8 protein-coding genes and 1 pseudogene are annotated in these 11,961 nt (G+C 56.2%); 5 read left to right on the plus strand and 4 right to left on the minus strand.

Features of this window, described 5'->3' with window-relative positions; all coding sequences use genetic code 11:
- Positions 1-199: 199 nt before the first annotated feature.
- The 4 genes and pseudogenes from map to AC0L15_RS22800 all read left to right on the plus strand — a co-directional run bounded on the left by map (position 200) and on the right by AC0L15_RS22800 (position 5,436).
- Positions 200-1,027: a type I methionyl aminopeptidase gene (map, locus tag AC0L15_RS22785; RefSeq protein ID WP_027156242.1), complete on the plus strand. Its 828-nt coding sequence runs from the start codon at positions 200-202 to the stop codon at positions 1,025-1,027.
- Between the two features lie 49 nt (positions 1,028-1,076).
- A pseudogene (locus tag AC0L15_RS22790) lies at positions 1,077-1,568 on the plus strand (JAB domain-containing protein); the annotation flags it as partial.
- 186 nt (positions 1,569-1,754) lie between these two features.
- The gene (locus tag AC0L15_RS22795) at positions 1,755-2,936 is read left to right on the plus strand and encodes a tyrosine-type recombinase/integrase (protein WP_236377190.1); all 1,182 of its coding nucleotides are present in this window, start codon (positions 1,755-1,757) and stop codon (positions 2,934-2,936) included.
- Positions 2,937-3,102: 166 nt separating this feature from the next.
- Positions 3,103-5,436 carry a DUF5906 domain-containing protein gene (locus tag AC0L15_RS22800; RefSeq protein WP_473497154.1) on the plus strand — a complete coding sequence of 778 codons (2,334 nt, stop codon included), beginning with the start codon at positions 3,103-3,105 and terminating at the stop codon, positions 5,434-5,436.
- A gap of 1,003 nt (positions 5,437-6,439) precedes the next feature.
- Here the strand turns inward: AC0L15_RS22800 and AC0L15_RS22805 are convergent.
- The 3 genes from AC0L15_RS22805 to AC0L15_RS22815 form a co-directional block, all read right to left on the minus strand.
- Positions 6,440-6,886: a DpnI domain-containing protein gene (locus AC0L15_RS22805; protein WP_473497156.1), complete on the minus strand. Its 447-nt coding sequence runs from the start codon at positions 6,884-6,886 to the stop codon at positions 6,440-6,442.
- A 144-nt stretch (positions 6,887-7,030) separates the two neighbouring features.
- On the minus strand, positions 7,031-7,735 hold the full coding sequence (locus tag AC0L15_RS22810; RefSeq protein ID WP_473497158.1) for a DUF4145 domain-containing protein: 705 nt from the start codon (positions 7,733-7,735) through the stop codon (positions 7,031-7,033).
- Positions 7,736-7,881: 146 nt separating this feature from the next.
- Positions 7,882-9,297 carry an RNA-directed DNA polymerase gene (locus AC0L15_RS22815; protein WP_473497160.1) on the minus strand — a complete coding sequence of 472 codons (1,416 nt, stop codon included), beginning with the start codon at positions 9,295-9,297 and terminating at the stop codon, positions 7,882-7,884.
- Between the two features lie 815 nt (positions 9,298-10,112).
- On the opposite strand from AC0L15_RS22815, the gene AC0L15_RS22820 reads away from it, so the two are divergent.
- Positions 10,113-10,805, plus strand: a complete 693-nt coding sequence (locus AC0L15_RS22820; RefSeq protein ID WP_473497162.1) for a gamma-glutamylcyclotransferase — start codon at positions 10,113-10,115, stop codon at positions 10,803-10,805.
- Positions 10,806-10,902: 97 nt separating this feature from the next.
- Here AC0L15_RS22820 and AC0L15_RS22825 read toward each other — a convergent pair whose 3' ends face one another.
- Positions 10,903-11,505: a sulfotransferase family protein gene (locus AC0L15_RS22825; protein WP_473497164.1), complete on the minus strand. Its 603-nt coding sequence runs from the start codon at positions 11,503-11,505 to the stop codon at positions 10,903-10,905.
- Between the last annotated feature and the right edge of the window lie 456 nt (positions 11,506-11,961).

Below are 11,961 nucleotides of genomic sequence, written 5' to 3' on the forward strand. Positions count from 1 at the left end.
AGAAATATGTCGTCAGTGCGGACGAACGGCCCGGCATGGGGCCGGACACGCACAAGATGAAGCCGCAAAGCGTGAATATCGCCGGCTTGAGCCCAATCGCCGGCAGTTCGTCCTTGAACCTGGGGCCGTCCGGTGCCAAATCTGAGGGACTTTTCTCGCGGGCTCAACAGAGGCCCTTTCACCCGGCAAGACGGACACAATGGTCACCTATCTCGAAGCCGCCACGGCACCGCTCAGAAACACCGGCCAGATCCGCCTCTATGGCGAAGAAGGCTTTGCCGGCATGCGCAAGGCCTGCGATCTCACCGCGCGCTGCCTCGACGAACTGGTGTCGATCGTCGCGCCGGGCGTCACCACCGAAACCATCGACCGCTTCGTCTTCGAGTTTGGCATGGATCACGGCGCATTGCCGGCGACGCTCAACTATCGCGGCTACACCAAGTCGTCCTGCACCTCGATCAACCACGTCGTCTGCCATGGCATTCCCGACAGCAAGCCGTTGAAGGACGGCGACATCGTCAACATCGATGTCACTTACATCCTCGATGGCTGGCATGGCGATTCCTCGCGCATGTATCCGGTGGGCACGATCAAGCGCGCCGCCGAGCGCCTGCTCGAGGTCACGCATGAATGCCTGATGCGAGGCATCGCCGCGATCAGGCCCGGCGCCCGCACCGGCGCCATCGGCGCCGCCATCCAGACCTATGCCGAAGCCGAGCGCTGCTCGGTGGTGCGCGATTTCTGCGGCCACGGCGTCGGCCAGCTCTTTCACGATGCGCCGAACATCCTGCACTATGGCAGCGCCAGCGAGGGCGTCGAGATGCGGCCGGGCATGATCTTCACCGTCGAACCGATGATCAATCTCGGCCGGCCGCATGTAAAAGTGCTGTCGGATGGCTGGACGGCGGTGACACGCGACCGCTCGCTGTCGGCGCAGTACGAGCACACGATCGGCGTCACCGAGACCGGATGCGAGATTTTCACGCTGTCGCCAAAAAACCTCGACCGCCCCGGCCTGCCAGCATAATGTTTGCGCGAGGGCCGGATCTTTCCGGTCAAGAAAATGCGGGCGGCCTATGGGAAAGACCAGCAACGATAACGAACGGATCTTCTTTCCCGAAACACCGATAAAACCGCTCGCAAAAGCCAATCCGGTCGATAAGTCGCCCGAAAAGCCGCACTATCTCGGCCATCGCGACCGCTTGCGCCAACGGTTTGCGGCCGGATCCGACGCCCTCCCCGACTACGAATTGCTGGAGCTCTTGCTGTTTCGCCTGATCCTCCGCGCCGACACCAAGCCCGTCGCCAAGGCATTGCTGGCACGCTTCGGCACGCTGGCCGAGGTGCTTGGCGCGCCGGTCGCGCGGCTTGAGGAGGTCAGCGGTGTCGGTCCGGCAGTGGCACTCGATCTGAAGATCGTTGCCGCGGCCGCCCAACGCGCGGCACGCAGCGAGATAAAAGGCCGCGAGGTCCTGTCGTCCTGGACGCAGGTTCTCGGATACTGCCGGTCGGTCATGGCTTTCGAGGAGCGCGAGCAGTTCCGCATTCTGTTTCTCGACAAGAAGAATTTGCCACACTTCTGTTAAGACAGGATCGATTTTGCCGTTTTGTCGCGACGAGGAAAGCGCAATAATTTCACATATTTAGTTAACTTAGGCCATTTTCGGCGAGCAAATTCGATCAGTCCCATTACCTTGCTGTTGGTCTCGATTGTTGGTACTCCAGCTCGATACCAACAAAAAGGGACACGCACCGTGGCACTGACCAACAGTCAAATCCAAGCTGCAAAGCCTGGTCCGCGCCCTGTCAAACTCAGCGACGGCGGCGGCCTGTTCCTCTTGATTCAGCCGAACGGCTCGAAGCTATGGCGGCAGGCGTTCCGCCATGGTGGGAAGCAACTGACCCTTGCTCACGGCGCATATCCTGGCGTGACGCTGGCAGACGCTAGACGGCTCCGAGACGGTGCCAAGAAGGCGCTACGGAAAGGCATTGACCCTCGCGAGGCAAAGGAAGGTGACACCCTGCCCCCTGACGCCCTCGAAACGATCGCGCGCGAATTCCTCAGCGTGAGGGGCAAGCGCTGGACGAAGAAGCATCAGGGGGTTGTCCTGGAACGGTTCGAGTCGGCGATCTTCCCCACATTGGGTCGCAAGCCGATAACGACTATCACAGCGCCGGCTATTCTTGAGGCGTTGCGGACGATCGAAGCGACGGGTGCCTTGGAAGTTGCCAAGCGCACCCGGCAGACCCTAAGCGCAATTTTCCGCTACGCCATCTCGACAGGCAGGGCTGACCAAGATCCCGCCCATGCACTTAAGGACGCGATGCAGCCTGCCCCGCCCGTCCGGCATCGCCTTGCCCTACCCTTCGCCGATGTCGGGAGGTTCTTGGACAGCATAGCAGAGGCCGACGCCACAATCCGCAAGGCGATCGAACTGGCGATGCATACAGCGCTGCGATCGAATGAACTGCGCTTCGCCCGCTGGACCGACATAAGAGGCAGCACGCTATCCATCCCGGCTGAAAGAATGAAAGCCCGCGCCGATCACATGCTACCGTTGTCGCGCCAAGTGCTAGCCATCCTCGCCACCTTGCCGCGCGATTCTGAATGGATTCTGCGCAGCCCCCGAACGGAACGCCCGCTCAGTCAGCCTTCAATGCTCTCTGTCATCTATCGGAAGGGTTGGCACGACATTGCCACCTTGCACGGCTTCCGCGCGCTGTTCAGTACAGAAGCGGCAGAGTCGGGGCTTTGGAGCGAAGACGCCGTAGAACTGCAGTTGGCGCACCGCTTGCCGGGCAGCGGCACGCGCCGGGCATATCACCGCGCGCAACTGCTAGATGAGCGCGCCCGGCTCATGCAGTGGTGGTCCGACCGTCTCGACAAAGCGGTGTCCGACCATAACCGCAATGATTTGAGCGCCCTCCTAAGTTAGCAACAGCTATCTTCCATAGATTGACGGTTTCACATTAAAATTGAAAAGCGAAATCAATTGGTTAGGCTTCCGATTCGCCCATCGATGCCGTATGATGAGGCCATCTTCAAACGCGAAAACCGCCCGGTTGCGAGCCTAAGCGGTTTTCAAAAGAAAGGATCAAGTTTTGCCCCCCTTTTATACCAATTCACCCGACGCTGCACAAGTCCCGAATTCAAATTCTGATTGCATTTCGCAATCGGATAACGACCTTTCCGACCTGCTTGGCGATGGGCCGAGCGAGTTCACAATAACGATTTTCAGCGATCGTTTCGCAAAGTCCATATCGACCGAAAACCACACGCTGGCGAGCCTGGCGAAGCGCATTAGCGGCACCTCTAGCGCGGCAAAAGAGAACCTGCCGCTGCTGAAACTGGCGACGTTCGGCAACGTTCGAACCGCAGACGGCAGCCTTCGCAGCGACAACAACGTGGTGTCCATCACAGGCATCGAAGGCGACTATGACAACGGGCAAATCAGCGTCGATGAGGCGGAGTGCAGACTCTGCGCTGCTGGTGTTACCGCCTTGCTTCATACATCGTCCCGCCACACGGAAGCCGCGCCGCGTTGGCGTGTTCTCTGCCCCTTGTCGGCTGCCATGGCACCTGCCGAGCGGGAGGCGCTGTGCGCGCGCCTGAACGGCGCCTTGGGCGGCATACTAGGCGCCGAGTCCTTCACTCTTTCTCAGACATATTATTTCGGTGGCATCGACGGCGCTGTGCAGGACGTGCGCCTGATCAATGGTCGCTATCTCGACCGCGTTACCGGCATCCCACCAATCGGAAGGAAAGCGAGCAAGGCCAAGCGCGAGCCCGGTGCCCCGTCGCCTGAGCCGCTGGACCTAAGCGAATCGTTTATTGATGAGGTGATGCGTCACGTTCCGAACATTGGAACCGATTGGCAGGGACAATTCAGCCGCGCTGCCTTCGCCTTGTCACGGCAATATAGGGGCAATGATGTCGGGCGGCAACGCTTCCACGATTGGGCGTGCCAGTGCGAGCATTACAGTAAGAAAGAGACCGATGCACGCTATGACTCGGTGACAGATGATGACCGGGTAGACCTGGTGACTTTCGAGCATTTGATTCGCGATGCTGAAGCTGCCGGCTGCTGGTCGAGATGGGGAGCGGATGACTTCGACGAGCTCCTGCCGCTACCTGAACTGCCGGACGACTGCACAGACCCGCTTTATTTGAACCGCGCCATGGCTAAGGTCCGCGTCGGTGGCAAGTCGCGGATAGCTATCGATCATGGACCGGGTAAAAGGGTCTCGTTCGTGGTCCCTGAAGAATTCCACAAGCACCACTCGCATCGCAAAATCAGGATTGAAAAGGATGATGTTCCGCTAACCCGTGTGTGGTTCGCGCACCCCAAGGTGCGGAAATACGACAACGTTGTTTTCCTGCCGGGGCAAGCGACTCCCGACTCGCTCAACCTGTGGCGTGGGTGGGGGGTGCAGCCGAGCTTTTCCAAGTCGTGCGCTTTGTATCTCGATCATCTGCGCAACATTGTCTGCGGCCGCAATGAGGCGCACTACCGATGGCTCCTCGGGTGGATGGCGCACCTTATACAACGGCCGCAGGAAAAGCCTGGAACGGCTGTTATTCTTCGCGGCGAAAAGGGTGCGGGCAAAGACACGTTTGGCGAATATTTCGGCGCGATCTTCCCCGCTAACCACGTGCCCCTTTCGAACCAAGAACATCTAACTGGCAAGTTCAACGCACACATGGCCGAAGCGCTTCTCTTGCACCTCGAAGAAGGCTTTTGGGCCGGCGACCACGCCGCAGACGGAATCCTGAAAAGCCTTATAACTCGCGATGCCGTCATGCTGGAGCGCAAGGGAATCGACGCAGTGGAAATGCGGAGCTTTGCCCGAATTCTCGTCACGTCTAACGCCGATTGGGTAGTGCCGGCGACTCCTGGTGAACGGCGCTATTTTGTGCTGGATGTTTCCAGCGAACGGGCAAAGGACACGACCTACTTCGGCGCCATCCGTGCCGAGATGTTTGACGGTGGCCCTGCCGCACTGTTGCACTACCTTCAGAACTTCGACCTACGCGCCTTCGATGTCCGCACCCCACCTGAAACCGCCGCGCTTACTGCTCAGAAGACTGTCGGCCTCAGAGGTGTTGCCGCGTGGTGGTATGAGCGCCTGCAAGAGGGTGACCTTGGGCACACTGGCTTCGATGACGATGCTGCCGATTGGCAGGATGGAGCCATCACGGTGGCGAAGAGCACGCTTTACACGACCTATGAGGAATGGGCGAAGGGGCAGCGTTTCGACGGTCGGCCGGCAACAGAGGAGCAACTAGGCACCACGTTGCGGGACTACTGCAAAGGCGTCGCGATTTTCAGACCACGGACAGACGGCAGAAAGCGGCAGTATACCATCCCGCCGCTGGATGCCTGTCGTGAGGCTTTTGAAGAGAAGATTGGCGGGGAAATCGAATGGGCGCGATGATGTCCTTATGCCGGTCCAGGCTGGTCCAGGCTGCGGTCCAAGCTGATGGCTCCTATAAGCCATTGATTTTGTTGACTGGTCCAGGCGGTCCTAGCGGTCCAAGTAGTTACTAGAAGTAAGAGGAAATATAGGGCTGCGGCGCCACGCGTGGGGCTTGGTGATGAAACCGCCCGGTCCGCTTGGATTAGTCAACGAATCAATGGGTTAGCGATCGATCCGCTTGGACCACTCAGCCGGATCGCTTGGACCGCAATAATTTGGTCCTGTCGTATTTCTTTCGGGGTCCCTCCCGGGCCGAGTCAGGCTAATGGTACTAATCGTGAGCAATATGCGTGTTTGAAATCGTTTCACTGACCTACTTTTCAAATCTCGCGTGGTTCGGGCTCAGGGCCTCCCGCCCGGCGTCAGCGCCGCCAAGAAGGACCCAAGCCATTACATCCTGAATAGCTATAGGGATCGAAGTCGGCTCGTAGTCAGTTGAACCTGACACCGGAAGCGACCATGTATCTGCGCGATAGCCTGCTTTGCGCGGATAGTGTTGAAGAAGTCCGGGGCATCCCTAGGCAAACACCGCCAGAAGTTCGAATCCCGCTCTCTCCGCCAGACCTATCGCAGGCTCTTGATTCATAAATAAAACCTTGATTCACAAGGCCTACAGCCCCAAAGTTTACTACAAAGCTTGCTACAAAACGGGGCTGGGTGCACCATGAAATACGTCCATTTTCAGCGCGGCCGGTATGTTGTGCGCGTCACCGTGCCGCCAGAACTTCGTGGGATTATTGGCAAGCGTGAACTGGTCGCACCGCTCGGCGCGGATATGCGTCAATGTCGACGCGGGAGATTCTCGAAAGGGCGATCTTCCTTGAAGGCTACGTTAAAGGGTTGACCGGAAAGGATGCGCCGGCCGCCTAGACGACACCGTCAATCGAGTAGGCAAGGGGCGCGATTCACACCGCGCCCTTTCACTTGAGAGGCGCCGAAGCGCCGTCTATGGGGTTCGTAGCTATCGAACGCGAACAAGCCGGTCCTTGACCGCATCAAGGTCATAGACGAAGCCTTGCCAGCCGGCGCGACGAGCAGTTTCGGACAAGGGCTTTCGCACCTTGAACATAGCCGGCGTCTGAAGATCCGCCGCGAGATAAAAGATCGAATACCGCCACGCGTCGTCGACGAGGACGACGAACAATGGGAAATAAATAGCGGCTTGCATGCGGTCGCTCTGCGGACCCCATGCTGCGCCTAGGATGGCTTTCGGAAGGACATCCAGGTGCTTCGCTCGGCTCGCTTTTACCTGGCCGAGATACCCGCAAAAATCGCATATGATATCGGCGCATTTGAAGTTCGATGGCAACCTGACGAGCGTTTTCGCCCGCTTGCATTTCGGGCATGTGGAGTCGGCAACCACTCGTTGTTCGCCGAAGAGTCCAAGATCCTGCTTGAGAGTAGCCAACCGTCACTCCATCGAGCCAGGCAACACCCGCCTCACCGGCATCGCATTCTACCGACCTATCTCAGCGCGCGTTAAGCCGTGGTCTGATCAATCGCCGGACATCACATGCGAAGGGCGGGATCACACCGCGCCCTTTCCATCTCTCTACCCGCTGGTCCTCCGCGCCTCTCGCCTTTCCTTGGCGGCTTTGATCCGTCCTGGCACGGTATACAGCCGCGTTAGCAGCTGCTGGGTAAAGTCCTGCAGATCAAGTGCGTCGGTCTTGGTGAGCGTGCCGTCATGCGCACCGTCGTTTCCGTCCTGCTGGACGGCATCAGCGAGCTCCTGCAGTTCGACGGGCAAAATCCGATTCTCAAACATCCATTTCAGCCGCAGTCCGAGTGACCTCCGGATGCCCTTTGAAGGCTCGGGACTGTCCTCAGGCGGCAATAGTGACTTCGTTGCTAGATCGATCACAGAACGAAACATCGTTCCGGCCGCATTCCAACATTCTACTGATACGCAAGTTGCACCCTCAACAAAAACAGACGCGATATCCTCCGGCGTGAACTCCGGTGCCGGATCAATCTCCCGATCTTTAAGGGACACGTGACCTTTCGTTTTCATAAAATCGTTAAGATAGCCCTGTCTTTTAACGAGACCACCTGAGCCTCCAACCTCATCCCGCAGGTCATAGACATTGTTGTCGGCAATAAAAATTGTGCCCCTGTGGCAATGGCGGCATACGGAAAAAAGTTCAAACCGTTCGACCCAATTGGCGTTCACAATGCCCCGAGAATTTTGGGCTGTGGCATCAAACGTTGAATTGATAGTTCCGCATCTGGGGCAATCTTCTCTAAGCAACGCCATTGTTAGCTAACCCCACCACCGACAGCCGAACGAATCGGGCGCCTGACATTTTCGTTTCTTTTTTTGTTCTCGTCGTCTTACGAGCCAGCTTGACCATAGCGTAAGCGCAGAAACGTGGGAAGTTGTCATCGACGAGGCGATAGCGCCTATACGCTGTCAGCCACAAGTTTATCTAAGCCGACTACCTGCCTCTTGACGGACTTCAACCAGAACGTCTTCTCATCGTCGGGCAGTGCTCTCATACTGAAAATAATTGCGCGGCGTTTCCACGGGTCCGCATTCTTGTATTCGCCTTTAAGTGTGCTCAACCATGCTTGAGCCTTTGCTTGGGCGGCTGCAAGCACTATCTTTCGTTGACACATGTCTGACACATTAGAGTAGACCTTTGTAAGTTTATTAACGTGGTTCAAATCCTTAATTCTGGCAAATAGACTTAACACAACAACTTGCAAATACTCACTAGCTTGCACTATGCCGCTTTCATATATCTTAACTAGCTCATCCCCGATATCTGACCAATCACCGGTGTAATTACCCGCTGCCGCCTCAAAATAGTTTCCTACCTCAGCAATAGCTGGCAAGAATGAATCGAAATTCTTTACAATGAAGGGGACGCCGCCGGGCACGCCAATCTGAGTCAATCTGCGAATAAACCACCTGAGCCTCGTATAATCTACGTCATCTGCATCTATGTATTCGCGCAAAACAGACTCGATATTCTGCTTAGACATCTTAGTAGCGTCGGTCTTAGTTAACTTCTTGTATTGGACTCGCTCATATGGGCTACTTGTGTAAGCTCGAACCGTATTCAGCATCATTAGCTCTATAGGGTTTATCGGGTGATCCAGTTTGTTGCTCTCGCAAGTCTCCCTAAAAATCGAACATTTCGTTATTTTAGTTTTCTGCTTATTTATCTGTATTTTCTGGGTCTTATCTAAGTAGTCAACAAACTTATACAGGGCGGCATGGCCGGCCTCGCGGCTTGAGCAAAAAATATGGATATCATCAACATACCGGCACCAGGTTAAACCCAAGCTATCAAGAAAATTGTCGACCGGTATCATAGCCATCTCCGCAAGCAAATGGGCAGGGTGAGGGCCGATCGGAACACCTCTGGAAATACCTTCAGTTACGTTTGCCAGAATGTTCTTTATAGATTTCCAATAGCTGTTCTGGACCTTGCATTCATTCAATTGATTTTCAATCGTGTGGTGATATATCTGATTGTAATAATCACTTAGATCTGTTACTAAAGCGAACTCATTGGTCTCGCAATGTATAGAGGACGTTTTCCAAAAATCTTCCCATCCCGTTGTTGTCGCATACAGCTTCCCATTCGTCTTTGGCTCAAAACGATAGGAGAATACCTTCTCAGCGCTCTTCGGCGATCGCCTTTTTTCAATTTTTCTGCCAATCTCCCTCACTAAAGCAGCAAAAAGGATTGAGTCCACCGGGTCAAGTTGGCAAACGGACCGAAACGCAAACTCTGACTTCGGGACCATTAGTCTTCTTGGACCTTTCCATTGGTGAGTATCGATCTCTACTGCTGTAAGAGTTTTCATAATGTCGGCAGAATTTCTTTATAATTCTGAATTCAAATGGCAATGGAAAGAGGTCTGTGTCTCCTTCTTTACCGACGTGTTTCATCGCCCATTCCAAACTCTGCTTCTTTAGCTTCACCTGTCGTTCCCACCCCGAATCTCTAACAGGCTGCAATAATCTGCTTAAAACTTCTCCGAATCAAATGCCGTGATATAGCGTTGATGGTCCCCTTCACAGGCCGCTGTTTGCGCTAGAGAGTCAGGGGCAGTCGACAAATTCCGCTGTCACAAATTCCGATCCATTACCTGCTACAAAGTCCCCACGCGGTCTGGCGTAAGCACTTGAAATTGTTGGCCTTAACGTCCACAAACGATGAAGCTCGGCCATCGTGCCGCCAGCCCCCTTTTGTTGACTTTGCTTGGGAATCGGAGCGTCCGGAAAAAGAAACCGCAGGGCAGCCCCCAGGATTCGCGTCTTCAGATGTCAAAGGAGACTGAGCAGCGCGTTATCCGCGAGTTTCAATCGCCGTTTCCCGAACGTCCGAGCGGCGATCAGAGAGCCTGCTAATTCCAATGAGCGACGAGCTGATCCGGCTTCCCGGTGCAATGGAACCCGTCACGCGCCCAGGCATTCAGCATCATCGGTGCGAGCATCCCGGCTGCGGCAGGAATGCATGATGGGGCTTCGCCAAGCCGAAGCAGGCGTCGCATTGGTTTTGTTTCGCGCATCGCGATGATGGTGAGGCGTTCTTATAGCTAGTGGTGCGAATCTGACACTTGATGCCTTGGTCCGACTGCTGCGAGTGTAGCGAGCGATGGCCCCGAAACCAAGTCGAATGCGGCTAACGCCCGAGCTGGTCGCCAGAGTCCTCAGTGCGGACGATTCTCTGCCACAGCCCTTCACCTCGCCGTCCGATGCCGACCATGATGACACCGTCCGGGCGATACTAGCCGCCGCACCGTCAGCTGATGAGGTCTGGCTCTTTGCCTATGGATCTCTGATGTGGAACCCGGCCTGTGATTTCGTGGAGCAGCGGGTAGGCTTCGTGCCCGGGTGGCACCGCTCCTTCTGCCTCGGTTGGGACCGGTGGTTTCGTGGATCAGACAGCAAACCCGGTCTCATGTTGTCGCTCGACCGTGGCGGGCAGTGCAAGGGCGCGGTCTATCGCCTGCCGCCGAATGCTATCGAGGCCAATCTCGGCAGGCTCTTTCGTCGTGAGATGCGCGCCAAGCCGTCCGCTCATTCGCCGCGCTGGGTGAATGTTCGCACCGAGAACGGACCGCTCCACGCGATCACCTTTGTGATTAACCGGAACAGCGGACGCTGTGTCCGCGGGCTGTCGCTGGAACAGATCGACGACGCGCTCGCGGTCGCGTGCGGTCCGTGGGGTTCCATGGCCGACTATCTTCACAGTACTGTAAGTCACCTTGAAGGTATGGGGATTCACGACAGCCAATTGTGGCGTTTGCAGGAGCTGGTAGCCGAACGCATCGAAGCGTCGACGGCCGAAGATCTTCCCGCGAAATGAGCCAACGGGACTCAACCCTCAGACCATGACCACTAGTGGTGAAAACCTGACGCTTGGCACCCGGCGCAGAAGGCGGCTCCGGGTGGCAACCGGTCGTTCAGCGCCCCATGCGAGCACGAAATTCGGCAGTCGAATTGGTGCGGGGAAACGGTTCCGAAGGCAATTGTACACCGAGAAAGGCACAAAGCGGCCCCCACCCTTCGGAGACCTGATAAGTAAGAAGGCGCTCGGGCGGCAGCGTTGCTCTCACCGTAGCGTTATGTTCTTCATAGACGGCGATTGCATGATGACGGTCATTAAAGCAACCTCCAAAGACACCATTGCCAACTACCGCCACACCAAAGGACTGTGGGTCATTACTGGCAGCGTCCATCGAAAGTCCTATTGTTTGCGCCACGCTGTCATACCAGGCTTCGGGGTCACGAACTGTGAGAACAACTTTTGCATCAGGGTAGTGTTCGCTCACTTCGCGCCAGAAATGCGCCGTTGGCCAATCGACAGCGGAACGATAGCCGGCATATGCCAGATCCCAGTTCGGGAGTTGTCCCTGGCCAGCGGCGCGCCACAGCTCTTTCTGTTCGGGGTTGGCATTCACGTCTGCCATATGGTGGCAAGGCCCGAATCCGAGATGCTCCAATGCCAGTTTCAGCGAATACGTGCCGGTGCGACCCATGCCCGCGCCAATGACATCTAGAGACATGAGCATCCTCCAAGGTGACTCAATCGCTCTAAATACCGCCCTTCCTTCTATTTCGCTACATGAAGGTCTCCGGGTCGATTCCTGCCATACCCTGCGGGTACCGAGCGTCAGGTTTTCACCACTAGTGTGCTCATTCCGATGGCTCCGAAGAGATGAAGCGGGTCAGAACTGACAACCTTGGGACCGGCCACAGAGGCAAGCCGCACGATGGACCCGTTGACGACGAATCGAAGCACTTCATCCACTGCCCGGTCTGCGGGCAGACATTCGACGCGCGCGACTTGGGACAGGTGTTTCATCACGCCGAGCCGAAGCACCAGCCGCTTCCGGTAGAACACTAGATCATAGACTCATAAACTCGGAATGATCGGAAGGGGTGGATAGTGTTGAAAAAGTCCGGGTTGCAGCGGTCCTGAAGCACTGATTCAATCTTCGTTGTAAGAGGAGATTGAGTCG

This window comes from Mesorhizobium sp. WSM4846, assembly GCF_055811415.1.

What these genes read in the sequence shown, in the direction of transcription:
- map (WP_027156242.1), top strand. Translation starts at nt 200, where the DNA reads ATGGTCACCTATCTCGAAGCCGCCACGGCACCGCTCAGAAACACCGGC.
- AC0L15_RS22810 (WP_473497158.1), bottom strand. Translation starts at nt 7,735, where the DNA reads ATGGCGTTGCTTAGAGAAGATTGCCCCAGATGCGGAACTATCAATTCA.
- AC0L15_RS22815 (WP_473497160.1), bottom strand. Translation starts at nt 9,297, where the DNA reads ATGAAAACTCTTACAGCAGTAGAGATCGATACTCACCAATGGAAAGGT.
- AC0L15_RS22820 (WP_473497162.1), top strand. Translation starts at nt 10,113, where the DNA reads ATGCGGCTAACGCCCGAGCTGGTCGCCAGAGTCCTCAGTGCGGACGAT.
- AC0L15_RS22825 (WP_473497164.1), bottom strand. Translation starts at nt 11,505, where the DNA reads ATGTCTCTAGATGTCATTGGCGCGGGCATGGGTCGCACCGGCACGTAT.